This window comes from Paracoccus sp. KKT209, assembly GCF_055635455.1.
Genome location: NZ_CM145758.1, coordinates 1468772 through 1487790, shown reverse-complemented (window position 1 = coordinate 1487790; position 19019 = coordinate 1468772). Strand labels below are relative to the sequence as shown.

At 66.1% G+C, this 19019-nt stretch carries 15 protein-coding genes and 3 tRNA genes; 6 read left to right on the top strand and 12 right to left on the bottom strand.

Annotated features, from left to right (window positions below):
• Positions 1 to 5 precede the first annotated feature (5 nt).
• Complete coding sequence (gene fni, locus ACZ2G3_RS07355; RefSeq protein ID WP_470398731.1) at positions 6 to 1088, bottom strand: type 2 isopentenyl-diphosphate Delta-isomerase; 1083 nt, start codon at positions 1086 to 1088, stop codon at positions 6 to 8.
• Between the two features lie 174 nt (positions 1089 to 1262).
• On the opposite strand from fni, the gene ACZ2G3_RS07350 reads away from it, so the two are divergent.
• The 3 genes from ACZ2G3_RS07350 to ACZ2G3_RS07340 all read left to right on the top strand — a co-directional run bounded on the left by ACZ2G3_RS07350 (position 1263) and on the right by ACZ2G3_RS07340 (position 5199).
• Positions 1263 to 1352, top strand: a tRNA-Ser gene (locus ACZ2G3_RS07350).
• A 1202-nt stretch (positions 1353 to 2554) separates the two neighbouring features.
• A complete protein-coding gene (locus tag ACZ2G3_RS07345) occupies positions 2555 to 4126 on the top strand; it encodes a coiled-coil domain-containing protein (protein WP_470398729.1) in 1572 nt (523 codons plus the stop codon).
• 26 nt (positions 4127 to 4152) lie between these two features.
• Positions 4153 to 5199 carry a TAXI family TRAP transporter solute-binding subunit gene (locus ACZ2G3_RS07340; protein ID WP_419267656.1) on the top strand — a complete coding sequence of 349 codons (1047 nt, stop codon included), beginning with the start codon at positions 4153 to 4155 and terminating at the stop codon, positions 5197 to 5199.
• Here ACZ2G3_RS07340 and ACZ2G3_RS07335 read toward each other — a convergent pair whose 3' ends face one another.
• The 5 genes from ACZ2G3_RS07335 to ACZ2G3_RS07315 form a co-directional block, all read right to left on the bottom strand.
• The gene (locus ACZ2G3_RS07335) at positions 5200 to 6897 is read right to left on the bottom strand and encodes an AAA family ATPase (protein ID WP_470398727.1); all 1698 of its coding nucleotides are present in this window, start codon (positions 6895 to 6897) and stop codon (positions 5200 to 5202) included. It abuts the gene before it with no gap.
• A 667-nt stretch (positions 6898 to 7564) separates the two neighbouring features.
• A complete protein-coding gene (locus ACZ2G3_RS07330; protein ID WP_470398725.1) occupies positions 7565 to 9829 on the bottom strand; it encodes an adenosylcobalamin-dependent ribonucleoside-diphosphate reductase in 2265 nt (754 codons plus the stop codon).
• A gap of 94 nt (positions 9830 to 9923) precedes the next feature.
• The gene (olsA, locus tag ACZ2G3_RS07325; protein WP_470398723.1) at positions 9924 to 10760 is read right to left on the bottom strand and encodes a lyso-ornithine lipid O-acyltransferase; all 837 of its coding nucleotides are present in this window, start codon (positions 10758 to 10760) and stop codon (positions 9924 to 9926) included.
• A complete protein-coding gene (gene olsB, locus ACZ2G3_RS07320; RefSeq protein WP_470398721.1) occupies positions 10757 to 11542 on the bottom strand; it encodes an L-ornithine N(alpha)-acyltransferase in 786 nt (261 codons plus the stop codon). The genes olsA and olsB overlap by 4 nt, the downstream gene beginning before the upstream one ends.
• Before the next feature lie 144 nt (positions 11543 to 11686).
• Entirely contained in the window at positions 11687 to 11866 is a 180-nt protein-coding gene (locus ACZ2G3_RS07315; protein ID WP_111298135.1) for a DUF3553 domain-containing protein, read from the bottom strand.
• Positions 11867 to 11905: 39 nt separating this feature from the next.
• Here ACZ2G3_RS07315 and ACZ2G3_RS07310 point away from each other — a divergent pair, with 39 nt between their 5' ends.
• Positions 11906 to 12529, top strand: a complete 624-nt coding sequence (locus ACZ2G3_RS07310; RefSeq protein ID WP_470398719.1) for a histidine phosphotransferase family protein — start codon at positions 11906 to 11908, stop codon at positions 12527 to 12529.
• Here ACZ2G3_RS07310 and ACZ2G3_RS07305 read toward each other — a convergent pair whose 3' ends face one another.
• The 6 genes from ACZ2G3_RS07305 to ACZ2G3_RS07280 form a co-directional block, all read right to left on the bottom strand.
• Positions 12530 to 13795, bottom strand: a complete 1266-nt coding sequence (locus tag ACZ2G3_RS07305; RefSeq protein WP_470398717.1) for a glutamate-5-semialdehyde dehydrogenase — start codon at positions 13793 to 13795, stop codon at positions 12530 to 12532. It lies immediately after the preceding gene.
• Between the two features lie 108 nt (positions 13796 to 13903).
• Positions 13904 to 13980 (bottom strand) — tRNA-Asp (locus ACZ2G3_RS07300).
• Positions 13981 to 14007: 27 nt separating this feature from the next.
• Positions 14008 to 14084 (bottom strand) — tRNA-Asp (locus ACZ2G3_RS07295).
• Between the two features lie 140 nt (positions 14085 to 14224).
• The gene (locus ACZ2G3_RS07290; RefSeq protein WP_470398715.1) at positions 14225 to 15343 is read right to left on the bottom strand and encodes a hypothetical protein; all 1119 of its coding nucleotides are present in this window, start codon (positions 15341 to 15343) and stop codon (positions 14225 to 14227) included.
• Positions 15344 to 15491: 148 nt separating this feature from the next.
• Entirely contained in the window at positions 15492 to 16157 is a 666-nt protein-coding gene (locus ACZ2G3_RS07285; RefSeq protein ID WP_470398713.1) for a hypothetical protein, read from the bottom strand.
• Between the two features lie 114 nt (positions 16158 to 16271).
• The gene (locus ACZ2G3_RS07280) at positions 16272 to 17372 is read right to left on the bottom strand and encodes an anhydro-N-acetylmuramic acid kinase (RefSeq protein WP_470398711.1); all 1101 of its coding nucleotides are present in this window, start codon (positions 17370 to 17372) and stop codon (positions 16272 to 16274) included.
• Between the two features lie 59 nt (positions 17373 to 17431).
• Here ACZ2G3_RS07280 and tyrS point away from each other — a divergent pair, with 59 nt between their 5' ends.
• Both tyrS and ACZ2G3_RS07270 read left to right on the top strand, forming a co-directional pair.
• Positions 17432 to 18682, top strand: coding sequence for a tyrosine--tRNA ligase (gene tyrS / locus ACZ2G3_RS07275; RefSeq protein WP_470398709.1), 1251 nt, complete (start codon positions 17432 to 17434; stop codon positions 18680 to 18682).
• A gap of 124 nt (positions 18683 to 18806) precedes the next feature.
• A complete protein-coding gene (locus ACZ2G3_RS07270) occupies positions 18807 to 18959 on the top strand; it encodes a hypothetical protein (RefSeq protein ID WP_419267642.1) in 153 nt (50 codons plus the stop codon).
• Positions 18960 to 19019 lie beyond the last annotated feature (60 nt).

Sequence of the window (19019 nt, the reverse complement as noted above, 5' to 3'; positions counted from 1 at the left end):
CGACCCTAGGCCTCAAAGTCATCGCTGGAAAGCCCCGCCGATTGCGACCAAATGCCCCCCGGCCCCGGATGCAGCAGCGCCGCGTGCCGCAGCGCCGCCAGATCCTGCGAACCTGTACAGAACATTGCGATGCGCAGCTGCGTGATGACATCAGTGAAATGCTCGACCAGTGCCCCGGCGCTGTGACGGGCGGCGGGCAGCGCGCGCGCCGCCTGCCCCGCCAGATCGGCACCAAGGCGGATTGCGCGGGCCACGTCCAGTCCGTGACGCACCCCACCCGAGCCGATCAGCACCTGTCCCGGCCCCATCAGTGGCGCCGCGGCCCGCAGTGCCTCGGCGGTCGGGATGCCCCAGTCATGGAAGGGCGCGGCAAGCGCCTGCAGGCGCGCCGGCCCCCGTTCGGCCTCGACCCGCGCCCAGCTGGTCCCGCCGGCCCCGGCGACGTCCAGGATGGTCACGCCCGCCTCCAGCAGTCGGCGCGCGAGAGGGGCGGACAGTCCTGCCCCCACCTCCTTCACGCCCAGAGGCACCGGCAATGCGGCGGCCAGCGCCTCGATCTTGACAAGCAGGCCGGCAAAATTCCGATCCCCCCCCTGCTGGATGGCCTCCTGCAGGGGGTTCAGGTGCAGGATCAGGGCATCGGCCTCGATCATGTCCACGCTGCGCTGCGCCTCGGCCAGGCCGAAGCCGTAGTTCAGCTGGACCGCGCCGATGTTTCCGAGAATCGGGATGTCGGGGGCCCGGGCGCGCAGCTGTCGCCCCAGGCCGCCCGCATCCGCCGTCTCGACCGCGATGCGCTGCGACCCGACCGCCAAGGCGATCCGCAGCTCCTGGCAGGCCTCGGCGATATGGGCGTTGATGCGCTCTGCCTCGTCATTCCCGCCGGTCATGGCAGAGACGAGAAGCGGCGCCTGCAACTGGCGCCCCAGGAACCGCGTGCTGCAGTCCAAATGGTCAAAATCCGTTTCTGGCAACGCGACATGGGCAAAGCGGACCTCATCGAAACCGGTGGAGAGGCCGGCCTGCTGGCCCCTTCCCTCCATCACAATGCGCAGGTGATCCGTCTTGCGGCGAGATATCTCGGTCATGTCTGGCCTGCCCCTCCTGTCCCGCAACATATTGCCGCAAAACCGGGCTGGTTCCAGAGGAAGCGACAGGTGACGACACCATTGCCGCACCCCCACGGGTCGCGATGGCGCGGGAGAGGAAAATCCGACGAACCCCCCTTGTCACCCCTGAAGCTCCTCCATATACGGGTCGACGGAGACGTGGCCGAGTGGTCGAAGGCACACCCCTGCTAAGGGTGCAGGCCCGAAAGGGTCTCGAGGGTTCGAATCCCTTCGTCTCCGCCACCCACCCAATTTAACACTCTGCTTGTGTGAAGTAGTTTCGTTGGTGAGGCCTCGGCTTCCCCGCTGCTTCCCCCAATGCACTTTGGAACTTGCCGGAGAGGGTCGCGGTAGTTGAGGCCGGGAGGGCCATTGAAAGTCACGCGCGCATCGTTGGCCTGACCCGCGCCCGCACCACTCGCATGTCTTCTTCCGTCGCTGTGATTATCGCGCAGCTGGCGGGCCGGTAGAGGGTGTTGCCGTGCGCAGTCCGCATCATCACGACAATTTCTGAATGCGGACGTGCGCATCTTGCAGCCAAGGCGGTCCGGCACCTTGCTCGGGTAAAATTTCCACCCCCCCTTTACGGCTGGCGCCGTCTGGCCCGGCTTTGGCTTTTGGCTCTTTGATACATCGAACGGCCGTAGACAAAGACGCTGCCGTCGCTCCTTAAGGCATTGGCAGGTGCAATGACACTTTTAGTGAAGTCGGCCCCCGGCCAAAGACCGGGGGCCTGCGCAGATAGTTCGGTCCACCCGCCTAATGAAGGCTGAGAGGGAGCCAAATTGCTCCAATGCCGCTAGCTGCGCGTGCTTCCTGCCTCGCTTCCCGCTGACTTGCTGGGGTGTAAAGCCTCAACTGCCGCAGTGATTTTGATAGCTGCCTACTATCGTAGAGGATGATTCTGTTTCCCGTCCACAATTTTTGCGCGTAATGCATATTCATATTTTTTAATCGAGGCCGAAGCGGTGGATAGTGAGGATCGGCGACGGGTTGGAAGCCCCAGGCCAGGTTTCCGACGGCCTCAAAGCTGGAAAAATCTTCACCGGCTGGAAAGTAGCAGAGGCAGCTTCCGCTGCCAGGTCGGACCACAACGACCCCACTCTGCCTCGTGATTGCCCGCAATCGTGAGGCTACCTGTTTTGTGGCGAAATAGAGACAATCTCCGCCGTCCAGATGTAGGCGATGTGCGCCTCACTTTCGGTCCGGCCGTTCGGCCTGACGTTCTGTGCCACCAGACCAGCCCAACCTCCCTATCTGCGGACTGGTCGGTCAACTTGACAAACTCTTCTTGTACATGATTATTAACCTTTGGGGGGCCTTTCATTGTGTTGATATTGCGTCGCATTCCATTGGCCACTTTGGCGGCAGTCAGCCTTTTGGGCGCGCACGGGCCCGCAGGGGCGCAGGCGCCGCAAGAGGATCTTTCGTCCCAAGCCCACTCGTTGCGCCAGATCATCGCCGCGATGGAACTCGAGGCTGCCGAACTCGAGCCCAAGGTCGAGGCGGCGCGCTCCGCCCTGCGCGATCTGACGACCAGGATTGAGGCAACCACCGGCCAGCTTGAACAGGAACAGGGCGGTCTTGCCGATGTGCGGAAGGAAGAAGAAAGGCTCCGGAGCGAGATCGAACGGGCAAAGGCAGAGGAAGCCGACCTGCAAGCCAGGATCGACGCCGCCACGACCGAACTGGCGGAGCTGACCGAGAGCATCGAGGGACGCCGTGCCGAGGAAGCGCAGCTGACCCAACGCATCGAGAGCCTGAGCGCCAGCGAGCAGGAGCAGGTGGAGCGTCTGGCGACATTGGAGGCGCAGATCGCCGAGGCGACGGCCGGGCGGGACGATCAGCTTTCGTCGCAGAACGCGAACCTGGACGAGCTGCGGGAAGAGGAAGCCCGGCTTCGCAGCGGGATCGAGCAGGCCGAGGCCGATCTGCAGACGAGGACCGGCGCCGCAGCTTCGGAGCTGGCGGAATTGACGGAAGCGATCGAGGCACGCCGAGCCGAGGAAGGCCAGCTGACCCAACGCGTCGAAAGCCTGAGCGCCAGCGAACAGGAGCAGGTGGAGCGTCTGGCGACATTGGAGGCGCAGATCGCCGAGGCGACGGCCGGGCGGGACGATCAGCTTTCATCGCAGAACGCGAATCTGGAGGAGTTGCGGGAGGAGGAAGCCCGGCTCCGCAGCGGGATCGAGCAAGCCGAGGCCGATCTGCAGGCCAGGACCGGTGCCGCAGCTTCGGAACTGGCGGAGTTGACGGAAGCGATCGAGGAACGTCGTGCCGAATCCGCGCAACTGACCCAACGCATCGAGAGCCTGAGTGGCAGCGAGCAGGAGCAGGTGGAGCGTCTGGCGACACTGGAGGCGCAGATCGTCGAGGCGACGGCCGGGCGGGACGATCAGCTTTCGTCGCAGCAGGAAGACCTGGAGGAGATGCAGGCGCAGCTTCAGGAGACGCGCGGCCAGCTGGCAGACCTGACAGAGCAGCGCGATGCCATGCAATCGGAACTGGCCAGAGCCGAGGAACTGTCCACCCAGATCGCGGCGCAGGAGGAACGCGCAAGCGCCCTGGCGGAACAGGTCCAGACCCTGACCGCCGAAGTGGCAGACCTGACGCGGCAGCGCGAGGCGGCACTGTCCGAGCCGCAGCCGGCCGCCGTGCAGCAGACAGAACCAGAGCCGGAACCGGAACCGGAGCCAGAGCCGGCCCCCGCGCAGGAACCTGAACCAGCGCCCGCACCGGAACCCGAGCCGGTCCCTGTCCAGGAACCCGAACCCGCACCCGCCCCGGAACCGTCCCTGGCGGGCGGTGTCAGCGAGGGGCGGCAGCCGCGCGATGCGGCAGAAGTCAGCGCCGTCCTGGCCACAACACCAGGGCTTCCTCGCGCGCCGGCGGCGCGCGACCGCTTGCGCAACCTGCTGATCGACGGCCAATGCGCCGTCGACGCGCTGCGCCAGGTTCAAGATCCGATCAACCGCCAGACGCTGCTGGCCCTCAGGGCTGGGCTGGACGGGTGCTGAAACCCCTCGTACGGAAGGAAACGCCGATGTCATTTTCCCAGCTTCTGCAACGGCTTGCCTGGGGGATCTGTGCCGCCTCGGGGCTGGCTGTCGCAGGCCAGGCCCAGAATGCCGACCTGAGCATCATGACTGGATCGCCGACCGGGACCTATATCCAGATCGGCCGCGATCTGAACGGGTTGATGCAGCAATGCGGCAAGAACCTGGAGGTCGTGGAATCGGCGGGCTCGCTGGAGAATTTCTTGGGTGTCCGGCAGCGCCCCAATACGCAGTTCGGCATCGTCCAGAACGACGTTCTGGAATACATGCAGACCTTTGCAGGTGACGACCCGGCTGTCGCACGGGCGATCGCGGGTGTCCGGATCGCCTTCCCCCTTTACGAGGAGGAGGTGCATATCCTGGCCAGGCGTGACATCGCCGATTTCGGCGGGCTGGACGGCAAGCGCGTCGCCATCGGGACCGAGAACAGCGGGACCTACCTGACGGCGTCGCTGATGATGTCGCTGGCGGGGATCGAGCCGTCCGAGACGCTGGCCCTTGCCCCGGGCGATGCCTATCCGCAGCTGGAAGCCGGCGATATCGACGCGTTCTTCTATGTCGCGGGAGCGCCGGCAGCGATTTACACCGAGAACGACATCGACGGCGAGCAGTTCCACCTGCTGCCGATCCAGGACGAGACGCTGCAGGCGGTCTACACGCCGGCGACGCTGGCGGGGGGCACCTATGCCTTCCAGCCCGATCCGGTGGAGCTTGTCGCGGTCAAGGCGGTGCTGATGACCTATGAATACGAGCCGCGCGGGAACAGGTATCACCAGGCCAGCTGTCGCGGGGTCTCGGACCTGTCGTCGCTGATCCTGTCGAACATCGACACGCTGCGAAGTGAGGGCCATGCGAAATGGCAATCGGTCGACCTGACCGCCATTCCTCCGGGATGGGACATTTCCACCTGCGTCAATATCGGCCTCGATCCCGAATATGAGCCAAGCTGCACCCCGGTCGCGCCCGAGGTCCAGCCTGACAGCGAGGCCAATGCCGCCTATCGCCGCAACATCTGCGCCGCCATCGGCTGCTGATCAGAGCGCGCCCCGATCAAGAACGGCCCAGACGGAGGCAGGTCCGGGCGTCCCGTCCGGATGCAGCGCCAGGACCCTCCAGCGGGAGACCGGGAACGGGATCAGGGCTGCCGACAGCCCAGTCTCCAGCTCCTGCACCCGTTCCGCGCCGGCGGTGACGAATTCGATCCGATAGCGGGCCGGGTCCGGCCCCGGCGGGCCGCGCCAGTGCAGTTCGGACTGGCCAGAGGCGAAGATGACCTGCCGCTCGGGGACAGGCGGCGCGAGGTCGTCCCCTGCCGGCACTGCAGGGGCGGATGCCATCTGGCGGAGCCGCGCCCCCGCGCCCGCGATCTGCGAGGCCTCTCGGTACCAGGCGCGGGCCCGGTTCACGTCGGCCTCGACCCCGATGCCGGTCTCGTAAAGCTGACCCAGGTAATAGGCCGCCCTCTCGCTGCCCCACAAGGCCGCCTGCGTATAGAGCGGGATCGCGGCTTCCGGATCGACATTGCCCGTGGCAAGGGCCCTGATCAACAGGTCCTGCGGATCCGGCGCCGCCTGCTCCATCCGCGTTTCCAGCTGTGCCACATCCGGGACGGCCGCTGCGACGGGTTCCGCCCCGACATCGCGGACAGGCTCTTCCGTGACCTCGGACAGCCGGTCCATCGGGCCTTCGCTCAAGGTCATCAGGTTGCTGCTCAGGACGAGTAGCGCGGCCAATGCCACGCCCGTCAAGCCCGGCTTTAACCATCCCCGAGCTGGAGGTTCGTCCCGTTCTGCCCGTTTCTGCGGCCGGAGGGTCCGGCGTTTCGCGGGGGCCATCCCCACATCCGGCCCCTGTTCCGCAACGACAGCCGTGCGCGGGTCGATCGGCAGATCGGCGATGAGATCATCCCCCGGCAGATCAGGCAGCGGATGCTGCAGTTGCCCCGCCTCCGCCAGTTCTGCCAGGCAGGCATGAACAAAGACTTTGTCCAGGCTGCCGCCCTGCGCGGTGCCGGCCCGGGACAGGCAGTGCTGCACCAGCAAGTCGATGTCGCCCGGATATCCACCGGAGGCGGCATGAAGCAGCCAAATCCCGCCGGCATCAAAGGGCTGCGCACCGCCGTGGCAGGAACATGAGCCGACATGAAACCGGTGCGCGATGTAATCAGCCGTTTCCGCCGGATCAAAGGGCTGCAGTTTCAGATGCCCACCGATCCTGTCGCGCAGTTCATCGGGCGTGGGCGGGTCCAGCAGCGTGGCCACAGCTTCGCGACCGACCAGAAGGACATAGATCGGCAGGGGCAGGCCGGATCCGGCGGTCAGATCCTCAAGAAATTCTCGCGAGGCTTCGGACAGCAGATGCGCATTGTCCACGATCAGCAGGCAGGACCTGCGCGCGCTGCGGCATTCCGCCAGCAGGCGTGCCAGCCCCTTCATCGGATCGGCGGAAGCGATCCCCAGTGCCTTCGGCACCTCCAGCGCCAGGTCCGTCTCCGGCCGCTCCAGGCTGACCCAGCCCACGCGCATGCCCTCTGACAGCGCCGCAATCTCGGATGCGAGAACCGTCTTGCCGGCCTGCGACGGCCCCGAAAGCATCAAAACTGCGCGATCTCCGTGGCGCCACGCTGCAACCATCGCAAGAATGTCGCGATGCGCGCCGGAAAGGTACAACTGGTGGCGCGCCGGCGCAGATACAAAGCTGGGACAGGACCAGGTAGCGGTGGCGTCTTCCATTGTGCTTTCCACCCATGCGCGACGACCGGACATGCCTTGCCGCATGCCGAGGGCCAGAATTCTTCATTAACCAAGCTTAACAGAATTGCCGGCAGGGTCCACCGCAGGTCCGCGCGCTCACGTACGTCCGGCTGAGAGGCGAACCTGAAATGAGATTTTCAGGCCGTGATTCCCGGTTGGATTGAGGGCCTCGTGGTGCAGCAGGACGGGAAAGCTGCAGCCGTTGCGGAGGCCTGCCGCAAGGGCGGGATGAGCCGGGCAATAACCTTAAGGGCGCAGAAAGATTGATGAACAGCACTGGCGCTTTGCTTACGTGTACTGACAGCCATGTATTCTCTTCACCGAACGCACCAAGGCCGGTGAAACCACGCCGTGCATATCGCGAAGCAGCCATCGCCCTGTCCTTTTTTGTTGAAAGGATCACCTGAGGATCGCGCCCCGGTTCCTTCGCGAATGTTGCCCCTCTGTCAAAGGCATCAACCACCCGGACGCCGGTGCCGAGTAAATGGAAAAGGCGGCCGTCGCCGGCCGCCTCGCTGAAACGTCTCTTTGCCCTGCTGTTCATCCCGAAATCGCGCCGCAGAATTCATGCCTTGCAAAAGGACAGTTCATGGACAGCCGAAGGACAGCTTTAGCCTGTCAGGACAACCCGAACACGACCGGACCCTCACCCGCACTTGGAGTGGCCGCAGCTGGGGCAGGTCATGCAGCCTTCGACCATGCGCATGCCGTACTGGCCGCAGCTGGAGCAGGCGGGGCCGCGGGGCGTCTCGCCGACGGCCATGACTTCGGCCTTCGGGTCGGACTTCAGCCCAAGGCCTTCGCCCGCCAGAAAGCCGGTCTCGACCAGGTGCCGCTCGATCACGCCGCCGATGGCGGCGAGGATCGAGGGGACATAGCGGCCCTGCATCCAGGCGCCGCCGCGCGGGTCAAAGACCGCCTTCAGCTCTTCGACCACAAAGGACACGTCGCCCCCGCGGCGGAACACGGCCGAAACCATGCGCGTCAGCGCGACGGTCCAGGCGTAATGCTCCATGTTCTTGGAGTTGATGAAGATCTCGAACGGGCGGCGATGATTGCCGTGGATGATGTCGTTGATCGTGATGTAGATCGCGTGTTCCGACCCCGGCCATTTCAGCTTGTAGGTCGCGCCCTCCAGGGCCGCGGGACGGTCCAGCGGCTCGGTCAGATAGACGACATCGGCGCCCTTGTCGGCCTCGGGAGCCTTTTCGGTCTTTTCGCTGACCGACAGGACCGACCCGGTCACGTCGTTCGGGCGATAGGTCGTGCAGCCTTTGCAGCCCAGATCCCAAGCCGCCATGTAGACGTCCTTGAACGCGTCAAAGCTGATATCCTCGGGGCAGTTGATGGTCTTGGAGATCGAACTGTCGACCCATTCCTGCGCCGCCGCCTGCATGGCCACGTGATCCTTGGGGGCCAAGGTCTGCGCGTTCACGAAGTAATCGGGCAGTTCGGCATCACCCTTGAGGTCGCGCCACATCTGCACGGCATAGTCGACGACCTCCTCCTCGGTGCGCGACCCGTCCTTCTGCAGGACCTTGCGGGTATAGGCATAGGCAAAGACCGGCTCGATCCCCGAGGACACGTTGCCCGCATAAAGGCTGATCGTGCCGGTGGGCGCGATCGAGGTCAGCAGCGCGTTGCGGATGCCGTGGGTGGCGATGGCGTCGCGGACGTCATCGTCCATCTTGGACATGAAGCCGGAGGCCAGGTATTTCTGCGCGTCGAACAGCGGGAAGGCGCCCTTCTCCTTGGCCAGATCGACCGAGGCCAGATAGGCCGACCGCGCGATGGCCTTCATCCAGACGCGGGTCTGCGAGACCGCGTCATCAGCGCCATAGCGCAAGCCCTGCATCAGCAGCGCGTCGGCCAGACCGGTGACGCCCAGGCCGATGCGGCGCTTGTTCTGCGCCTCCTGCGCCTGCGCATCCAGCGGGAATTTCGACGCATCGACCACGTTGTCCATCATGCGGACGGCGGTGCGGACCAGATCGTCCAGCGCCTCGGGGTCCAGTTCGGCCGCGTCCGTGAAGGGGTTCGTCACCAGCCGCGCCAGGTTGATCGACCCCAGCAGGCAGGCGCCATAGGGCGGCAGGGGCTGCTCGCCGCAGGGGTTCGTTGCCGCGATTGTCTCGACATAGGACAGGTTGTTGGCCTTGTTGATCCGGTCGATGAAGATCACGCCCGGCTCGGCAAAATCATAGGTCGCCTTCATGATCTTGTTCCACAGGTCCAGCGCCTGCACGGTGCGATAGACGCGGCCGTCGAACTTCAGCTCCCACGGACCATCGGCGCGCACGGCCTCCATGAAATCGTCGGTGATCAGGACCGACAGGTTGAACATGCGCAGCCGCGCGCTGTCCTGTTTCGCAACGATGAACTGCTCGACGTCCGGGTGGTCGCAGCGCATCGTAGCCATCATCGCGCCGCGGCGCGAGCCTGCCGACATGATCGTGCGGCACATCGCGTCCCAGACATCCATGAAGGACAAGGGACCGCTGGCATCCGCCGCCACGCCCTTGACCACCGCGCCGCGCGGGCGGATCGTGCTGAAGTCATAGCCGATGCCGCCGCCCTGCTGCATGGTCAGCGCGGCCTCCTTCAGCATATCGAAGATGCCGCCCATGCTGTCGGGAATGGTGCCCATGACAAAGCAGTTGAACAGCGTGACCGAACGGCCGGTGCCGGCCCCCGCCAGGATGCGGCCAGCGGGCAGGTACTTGAAGTCCTCCAGCGCGGAATAGAACTTGTCCTCCCACTTGGCGGGCTCGGCCTCGACGCGTGCCAGATCGCGCGCAACGCGGCGCCAGCTGTCCTCGACCGAGGCATCGACCGCCTGCCCTTCGGCGTCCTTCATCCGGTATTTCATGTCCCAGATCTGTTCGGCAATAGGGGCAGCGAAGCGGGTCATACGCTCATTCCTTAGCGGTTTGTGTAGGGTTGAACACCAGATATAGTGTTCAGTCGCATCTGGCAAGGTCTTGACAGGGGTCCGCAGGATGCTTTCAGTCCAGCGATTCCAGCGCCGCGAAATCTGCGGCTATCGCAGAATAGCATGCGGCGGAAAGGGACTTGCGATCATTTCCTGACACGGGAATCGGGGGGTGCAGCGTGACGGCAACATGGCCCTGTCGTTTTGCCGCAAGCACCGTCAGCAGGTGGGGGCCCAGATCCATCTCGGCCCACCAGCCATAGAATCGCGGGTCCTGCCCCGCAGGCGCGACATAACGTGCCGAAACCGGCTGGATCGCCAGACCCTGGGGCAGGCTCGCATCCAGGAAGCCCTGGAACAGGGTCGGCTTGAAGGGCAGCACGCGGCGGCCGTCGGTCGAGGTCCCTTCCGGAAAGAACAGCAGCCGATGGCCGGCGCGGATGCGTTCGGCGAATTCCGCGGCCTGGGCGCGCGCCAGCCTGGGATCCCGGGTAACGAAATGCGTGTCGGTGACGCGGGTCAGTATGTTGATGCCGGGCCAGCCGGCAACCTCGGCCTTGCTGACGAAGAAGACGGGCATCGCCGCGTTCAGGACCAGGATGTCCAGCCAGCTGGAATGGTTCGCAACAACCGCGCCCGGACCGCACAGGGGCCGGCCCTCGCGCCGCCAGCCGATGCCCAGGGACAGCAGGACCAGCCGGCAGACGATCTGCACATAGGGACCGGTCCAGGGCCGGCGGCGGCCGTGAAACAGCCGCTCGCCCCCGCGCAGGGGCAGGATCAGCAAGACGCCCAGCAGCAGGATCAGGACGGCAGGAAGCCCGCGGCGGATCACCCGCAGCCAACCCGCCACACCCTGCGGCCCCGGCAGCGGCGGCGGCGTTCCCTCGCGCCAGGTCGCGCTGGTCATGTCGCCTGCCAGCGGCTTTCGTAGAACTGCCGGTGCTTGGCCGACATAGCGGCCGTGTCCATCAGCAGGAACACGTCGGTGGTGTTGAAGTCACGATCGATGAAGGCCCCCTCGCCCACCTGCCCACCAAGGCGCAGATAGGCCTTGATCAGCGCCGGCATCCCCACCAGCGCCTCTCGCCGCTCCAGCAGCTCGGGCGCGATCAGGTCCATGGGCTGGAAACCGGCTTCGCGCGCGCGCGGGCGCAATTCAGGCGGTGCCAAGTGCCTGTGGTGCAGCCAACTGAGCGAGGGCGCCAGCGTCTGCACGTCGGTGCCGTGAAAGCTGGCGACGCCGAACAGGATCTCGATCCCGTGGTCAAGGACATAATCGGCCAGCGCGTTCCACATCAGGAACATCCCCGACCCGCCGCGATATTCGGCATCGACACAGGACCGGCCCAGTTCCAGCAGCGGCCGCCCGCAGTTCCGCAGGGGCCCCAGGTCATATTCGCCGTCGCAGTAGAAGCGCCCCAGGGCCGCCGCCCGGTCGCCCGGCAGCAGGCGATAGACCCCCACCACATGGTCCAGCGCCTCCGCGTCGCGTCGCGTGTCGATCAGGCACAGATGGTCCACGACGGGGTCAAACTCGTCGCGCTCCAGCCGGGCCTCGTGATCGACCAGCGGTCCTGTTCCCCCCAATTCCTCGACAAAGACCCGATAGCGCAGGCGCTGCGCGGCCAGCAGGTCCTGCTGGGTCGCGGCAAGGCGGATCTGGAAAAAGGCGGGATCGGCGCGGTTCACGAAACCTCGGGGCAAATGGCGGGTCGGTCGGGGCCTGTCTAGGAAACGGCCGGCCGCATTGCAACATGACAGCGGTCCGGATGTCAGGTTTCCCTTGCGCGCAACAACCCGAGGTTGCACATTCGCAGCGGAAATCTCTTGGGGTTACATGCCGTTGAAGCGAACGATCTCCAGCGTGACGCGCTTGCCGTCGATCACCTGCTTGCCGGCCTCGGCAAAGTTGACGGTGATGCGGTCGCCGATCCGCGACTGGACCTGCCCTTCGCCCCATTCGGGCGCGCCGGGATGACGCACGATCATGCCGGGTTCCAGGATTTCATTCACGGCGGCACCTCCAATGGACATCAGGGAAGGTAACAACACATGACGGCTCATACAACGCGCATCGCGCCCGGGGACCTGGCGGCGCTGCTGGGGTCGCGGCTGTGTCACGACCTGGTTTCGCCCTTGGGGGCGATCGGCAACGGGGTGGAGCTGCTGGAGATGTCGCCCGATTATCCGGGCCTGTCGCAGACCCCCGAGATGCGCCTGATCGCCGAAGCCGTCGTCTCGGCCCGGCAGCGCATCCAGGGCTATCGCATGGCCTTTGGCCTGGCGCAGGGCGATCAGCGGGTCGCCCGGCCCGAGCTGGCGCGCCTGGTGGAGGGGATGGCCGCGCAGGGTCGCCTGGCGATCACCCTGGATGCCGAGGGCGACTTTGCCCGCCCCGAGGTGCGCATGGTGATGCTGGCGCTGATGTGCATGGAAAGCGCGATGCCCTGGGGCGGCCGGGTCATCGTGCTGCGCACGACGCCCGGCTGGCGCCTGGTTGCGGAATGCGACCGCAGCCGTGTCGACCCCGACCTGTGGGCCTGGCTGGACGGCGGGACGGCGCGCACCCCTGCCCCGTCCGAGGTGCATTTCCCGCTGCTGGCCGAGACCGCCACGGCGAGCGGGCGCCGGCTGCGCCACGAATTCGACCAGACCGGTGGCGAGATCGCCTTCTGATCAGGCCCTGATCGTGCCGTCGCCGGTCACCAGGTACTTGAAGGTGGTCAGCTGCTCGGCCCCCACAGGTCCGCGAGCATGCATCTTGCCCGTGGCGATGCCGATCTCGGCGCCCATGCCAAACTCGCCGCCATCGGCGAACTGGGTCGAGGCGTTGCGCATCAGGATGGCGCTGTCCAGCCCGGCAAAGAACCGGGCGGCGGTCGCATCATCCTCAGTCAGGATCGATTCGGTGTGCTGGCTGCCGAACTGGCGGATATGGGCAATGGCGCCATCCACCCCGTCAACCAGCCGGGCGGCGATGATCATGTCCAAAAACTCGCGGCCGAAATCATCGGGCTGCGCGGGAACGGTGCCGGCGATGCGGGACAGTTCCCCCTCGGCCCGGACCTCGACCCCCGCCTCGATCAGGTCGCGGATCAGCACATCCCCATGGCGGGCATGAAAGGCACGGTCGATCAGCAGGCATTCGGCGGCCCCGCAGACGCCGGTGCGGCGGGTCTTGGCATTCAGCACCACCCGGCGCGCCTTGTCCAGATCGGCGGCTCCATCTGCATAGACGTGGCAGATGCCCTCCAGATGGGCAAAGACAGGCACACGCGCCTGCTCCTGAACCAGCCCGACCAGGCCCTTGCCGCCCCGCGGAATGATGACGTCGATCAGCCCCTGCGCCGTCAGCATGGCGCTGACAGCCGCGCGGTCGCGGGTGGGCACCATCTGGATCGCCTCCTGCGGCAGGCCGGCGACACGCAGGCCCTGGACCATGCAGCCATGGATGGCGGCGCTGGAATGCAGGCTTTCCGACCCGCCGCGCAGGATCACCGCATTGCCGGATTTGAGCGCGAGTGCGCCGGCATCGGCGGTGACATTGGGGCGGCTTTCATAGATGACGCCGATCACGCCGATGGGCGTGCGCACGCGCTGGATGTGCAGGCCGGTGGGACGATCCCATTCCGCGATGACCTGACCCACGGGGTCGGGCTGGTCAGCCACCTCGCGCAGGCCCTTGGCGATGGCGGCAAGCCGCCCTTCGTCCAGGCGCAGGCGGTCCAGCATCGCGTCGGTCAGACCCTTGTCGCGCGCGGCCTCCAGATCAAGGGCATTGGCGTGCAGGATGGCCGCGGTCTCTGCCTCGACCGCGTCGGCGGCCGCCAGCAGGGCCTGGCGCTTGACCTCGGCGGGTGCCTGCGCCAGTTCGATCACAGCCAGGCGCGCGGCCTTGCCAAGCGTGTCGATCAGTTGCCGAGCCTGTGCCATGTCGGTCATCGTCATTCCCCTGCGTCCAAAACTGCGAACGACTGCCATCGTCCGCGCCCCTCTCAGCGACCGTCGGCCGACCAGGACATTCCAAGGTGGAGGGGGAAAGGGAGGAAATGGCGCGGTTGACGGGGCTCGAACCCGCGACCCCCGGCGTGACAGGCCGGTACTCTAACCAACTGAGCTACAACCGCGCATTTCCTTCGGCGACTGATGAGTTGTGGCGCGGTTGACGGGGCTCGAACCCGCGACCCCCGGCGTGACAGGCCGGTACTCTAACCAACTGAGCTACAACCGCCCAACTCATCCCCCAGCTGATCGCCGCTGGGGTGAAGCGGGGTTTACGCAGAGCACGCGCCCCCGTCAAGGGCGCGCGCAAAGTTTTTGGGAGAAATCAGTCAACTTCCTGATCGGTCGCGATTTTGTCCGTGGACAGGATCACTCCGGCGCCTGGTGTTCGGGCAGTTCTTCGACCTCTTCGCTGGGGATCGCGATATAGGCCCGCATGATGCCCTCTCCGTCGCGCTGGAAGGACAAATCCGACAGCGGCAGCGCGACGTCCCGCTCTCCCAGCCCCAGGAAACCACCGACGCTGACAATGGCGGCTTGGGCCTCGGTGTCAAAACGTCCGATCTGCCCGATTTCCTCGTCATCGGCGCTGAAGACCGAAACCCCGTCCATGCCTTCGGCCATGACCTCATCGGCATCAACGACCGCGTTGCCTTCGCGCAGTGCGATGGCGTTCGCCGGGGCCGACACCTCGCCGGTGCTGGGCGGCGCATCGCCTGCGGCCGCATCGACAGCGGCCTCATCGGACCCCATCTCGGCGGCAGGCGCCTCATCATCCGCCGGCATCTCGGCCGGAGCCGCCGTATCGCCCGATGGCGCGGTCAGATCCGAAGGGGTCGCCGCATTGCCGACGGGCTGGACCTCTTCGGCAATCGACGCCTCGGGGCCGTTATCCGTGTCCTGCGTGACGTCGGGCGACAGGGTCACCTGCGAAATCTCGGGCTCATTCTCCTGCGGGGTTTCCACGGCTTCAGCCTCCGCTCCTGCCTCGATCGGGCCGGGCTCGGTGGCGGGGTTGCCCTCCGGCGTCTCCGCGCGATCGGGAAGCGGCTCGACCGAGGGCACCGCGGGCTGGCGTTCGGCCGCGGGCGCATCAGCGACCGTCTCCTGCTGCATCTGCGCCGCGCCACCACCCATGCGCGTGACCTGCAGTTCGGCGGTCTCGGCCGCCTGGACCGAGACTTGGGGTTCCGCATCGATCAGCTGGGCCTGCATCTCGGCGCCATCCCCGTCGGCCAATATCGGCGGGCACATCTCGACCGACACTTCCGGCGGGGCCTGGGTCACGGTCACCTCGGGCTCCTGCCCGGGATCATCGGCCAGCGTCACGGTGACCGTCGGCGGGGTCTGCGTGACGGTAATGACCGGGGCGCATTGCTGGATGGTCATGCCGTCACCCTGCGGGGCCGCGGTCTCGGTCGTCTGAGCCCAGGCAGGCCCGCTCAGCAGTGCCAGCGTCGCAGCAGTTCCCAACAATTGTCTGGCCATCAGATCCTCCTTGATGGATTGAACGTCGCCCTCGGGCGCCTCTCATCCAACCTTGTACCGGCGGGCCGGTTCCGGAACGGCCTTTCGACGCATGAAAAAACGGGGCGCCGCAAGGGCACCCCGTTTCTCAGTCACAAGCCGGTCGCGATCAGTCGCGAACGCTGTCCATGTCGAATTCCGGCAGCGCTTCCAACTCTTCCTTGGAATAGTTGGTCGCCATCACGACGTCGTCGCCGAATTGGGCCACGTGCAGCGCGTCGCGGTCCAGCAGGACAGTGTGGGCGCCGATGCCCAGGAAGCCGCCAATGTCCGCGATATAGCCCAGCAGGTCGCCTTCCTGCGTCATCACCAGGTCCGAGATGTTGGCGATCTCGTTCCAGTCGCCGGGCACTTCGTCCCCCATCACGTCGGTCCAAGCGGTCGAGGAGGGCTGATTGGTGGTATAGATCGCACGGCCTTCCAGCCAGGAAGCGGTGATGCCTTGGTTCTCGGCCGACAGCGCGACCTCGCGGTCCTCGTTCATCTCGGCCGGCATCGTGGCAGTGGTCGCCGTCCCGTCGGTCACGACGGTCTGGTTACCGGTGACGATGGTGCCCTCGGTCACGACGGCCTCGTCGGTCGTCACGACGGTGCCGTCCGCGCCCATCGCGCCGTCGGTGACCACGGTGCCATCAGTGGTGTTCATCGTCTCGGCGTTCTCGGCGGGAACTACTTCTGCGGGCATTGCGTCAGTCGCGGGCGCGGTGGCGACCTGGGCGAAAACGGGGCTGGTCGTCAGGGCAAGTGCCGCAGCCGTGATCATCAGGTTCTTCATGTGAAATCTCCGCGTAGGTTTATGTTTTGACAGCGTTTTGCCATCTCCGACCACCTAACGTGCCCCGCTGCCCTGCGTTCCATCACGGCGCGAAGAAACTTGCTTGGCTCGCCGTCACGTTCGGGGGTAGCTGATGCGTCCACCGCAGCAGGGCGCCGGCACTCCGGTGGTTGCGGGACCCGAGATCGGCAGCCCCCGCATCACCCGCACGCCCAGCCAGGCAAAGGCCTGCGCCTCCAGCATGTCGCCGTCCAGACCCACCGCCTCGACTGGTGCGACAGGCATGGGCAGGGTCTGCGACAGCGCCGCCATGATCGCGCGGTTGTGACGCCCGCCCCCGCAGATCAGCAGCTGCAACGGGGGCGACGGCAACCATTCCAGCCCCGCCGCGACAGAGGCCGCCAGCGCCGCAACCAGCGTCGCCGCCGCATCCGCCACGGACAGTCCGGCCACGGCCTCGGCCAGGCCCCTGAACTGGTCGCGGTCCAGCGACTTGGGGGCCGGCCGGGCGAAATAAGGATGTTCCAGGAATGCGGCCACGATCGCCGCATCCGCGGTGCCGGCCTGGGCATGGCGGCCGCCTTCGTCGCAGCTTGCGCGCAGGCGCGCGCGCATCAGGTCGTTGATCGGTGCATTGGCCGGTCCGGTGTCGAAGGCCATGCAGGCGCCGGGCGCTTCGGGTGCGGCGGCGCCGGGATCGACCCAACTGATATTGCCCACGCCCCCCAGGTTCAGAAAGGCGACCGGATCGCGCGGCAGGTGCCCCTGCCCCACGGCCCAATCGGCGCAGGCCCAGTGAAAGAACGGTACCAGCGGCGCGCCCTCGCCCCCCTGCCGCACATCCTCGGTCCGGAAATCCCACACGACGCGGCGCCCGGTCGCCCGCGCCAGCGACGCGCCGTCGCCGGCCTGGTGGGTGCCGCGCCCCCGCGGATCATGGGCCAAGGTCTGCCCGTGAAAGGCGATCAACTCGGCCTCGGGAAAGCTGCGGGCCAGATCGGCGTGGCTTGCCTCGACCAGCCGGGCGGCCTCGGGGACCCCTTCGGCCTCGGGCCAAGAGCCCAAGGCCGCATGCAGGACCGCTGCCTCGTTGTCCGAATAAGCGCGGAAGGCATGCCGGCCAAAGCCGCCGATGCGGATGCCGTCGGTGTCGACCAGCGCCGCGTCCACCCCGTCCAGCGAGGTGCCCGACATCATCCCCAGAGCCCGGATCATCGCGCTTTTCCTTTATCGCCCCAGCCTGTATATCCCGCCCGATCACAAGGATGAAGCCCATGACCTACCAGCCCAAATCCGACTTCCTGCGCATCATGTCCGAACGCGGCTATCTGGCCGACTGCACGGATTACGAGGGGCTGGACCAGGCGCTGCTGGCGGGACCTGTCACGGCCTATATCGGCTATGACGCGACGGCGGCCAGCCTGCATGTGGGCCACCTGCTGAACATCATGATGCTGCGCTGGTTCCAGAAGACCGGCAACCGCCCGATCACCCTGATGGGCGGCGGCACGACCAAGGTGGGCGATCCCTCCTTCCGCAGCGACGAACGCCCGCTCTTGGACGATGTGGCCATCCAGGCCAATATCGACGGCATGCAAAAGGTGTTCGCGCGCTATCTGGATTACGGCCCGGACGGCGCGACGATGCTGAACAACGCGGAATGGCTGGACGGGCTGAACTACCTGACCTTCCTGCGTGACATCGGGCGGCATTTCAGCGTGAACCGGATGCTGTCCTTCGAATCGGTCAAGTCCCGGCTGGATCGCGAACAGTCGCTGTCCTTCCTCGAATTCAACTACATGATCCTGCAGGCCTATGACTTCCTGGAGCTGAACCGCCGCTATGGCTGCCAGCTGCAGATGGGCGGGTCGGACCAGTGGGGCAATATCGTCAACGGCATCGACCTGACGCGGCGCGTGGACGACCGGGTGATCTGGGGCCTGACCTCGCCCCTGCTGACCACCAGCGACGGCCGCAAGATGGGCAAGTCCGCGGGCGGTGCCGTCTGGCTGAACGGCGAGATGCTGTCGCCCTATGAATTCTGGCAGTTCTGGCGCAACACGACCGATGCCGATGTGGGTCGTTTCCTGAAGCTCTATACAGAGCTTCCGGTCGAGGAATGCGACCGCATGGGCGCGCTGCAGGGGGCCGAGATCAACGAGGCCAAGGTCCGCCTGGCCAACGAGGTCACGACCCTGCTGCACGGAGCCGAGGCCGCCGCCAGTGCCGAGGCCACCGCCCGCCAGGTCTTCGAACAGGGCGGCGCGGGCGGCGATCTGGAGGTCGCCCTGCTGCCCGTGGCGGCGCTGGCCGAAGGCCTGACCGTCGCGCAGGCGCTGGTGCAATCGGGCCTGGTCGGCAGCGGCAAGGAGGCCAAGCGCCTGATCGCCGAAGGCGGGCTGCGCCTGGACAATGCCGCCGTGACCGATCCGCAGATGCCGGTCGACCGTGCGGCGCTGGAACAGGGGATCAAGGTCTCGATCGGCAAGAAAAAGCACCGCATGCTGCAGATCGACGCCGCGTGACCTGTCCTTGGTGCATGCCAGCCTTGCAGCCGCCCTGACGCCACGTCAGGGCGGTTTTCTTTCGGACCCCGCGCGCTTAGGTCCTGCCCGTGGGAGGGAAACGACCCGAACCCGGAGATCCGCAATGACGAATGCACATACCAAACCCCTCAGCCTGGCGGCCCGCAAGCGCAGCTTGGAAGCCGATGCCGCACTGGAGCAGATGTTCGGCTACTTCACCCGCCAGGAGACCCCGCGCCCGGTCATCTCTGATCTGGATGCGCAGAAGGCGGCCTGACGGACCGCGCCTTCAAGCGAATACAGGGGCCCCTCGGGCCCCTTTTCATATCCTGACCCG

Bases quoted from the DNA above. Each gene is read 5' to 3' on its own strand.
- olsA (WP_470398723.1), bottom strand. From the start codon at position 10,760: ATGACCAGCGCGACCTGGCGCGAGGGAACGCCGCCGCCGCTGCCGGGG.
- ACZ2G3_RS07335 (WP_470398727.1), bottom strand. From the start codon at position 6,897: ATGGAAGACGCCACCGCTACCTGGTCCTGTCCCAGCTTTGTATCTGCG.
- ACZ2G3_RS07285 (WP_470398713.1), bottom strand. From the start codon at position 16,157: ATGAAGAACCTGATGATCACGGCTGCGGCACTTGCCCTGACGACCAGC.
- ACZ2G3_RS07340 (WP_419267656.1), top strand. From the start codon at position 4,153: ATGTCATTTTCCCAGCTTCTGCAACGGCTTGCCTGGGGGATCTGTGCC.
- fni (WP_470398731.1), bottom strand. From the start codon at position 1,088: ATGACCGAGATATCTCGCCGCAAGACGGATCACCTGCGCATTGTGATG.
- ACZ2G3_RS07270 (WP_419267642.1), top strand. From the start codon at position 18,807: ATGACGAATGCACATACCAAACCCCTCAGCCTGGCGGCCCGCAAGCGC.
- ACZ2G3_RS07310 (WP_470398719.1), top strand. From the start codon at position 11,906: ATGACGGCTCATACAACGCGCATCGCGCCCGGGGACCTGGCGGCGCTG.
- ACZ2G3_RS07280 (WP_470398711.1), bottom strand. From the start codon at position 17,372: ATGATCCGGGCTCTGGGGATGATGTCGGGCACCTCGCTGGACGGGGTG.
- ACZ2G3_RS07290 (WP_470398715.1), bottom strand. From the start codon at position 15,343: ATGGCCAGACAATTGTTGGGAACTGCTGCGACGCTGGCACTGCTGAGC.
- ACZ2G3_RS07330 (WP_470398725.1), bottom strand. From the start codon at position 9,829: ATGACCCGCTTCGCTGCCCCTATTGCCGAACAGATCTGGGACATGAAA.
- ACZ2G3_RS07305 (WP_470398717.1), bottom strand. From the start codon at position 13,795: ATGACCGACATGGCACAGGCTCGGCAACTGATCGACACGCTTGGCAAG.
- tyrS (WP_470398709.1), top strand. From the start codon at position 17,432: ATGACCTACCAGCCCAAATCCGACTTCCTGCGCATCATGTCCGAACGC.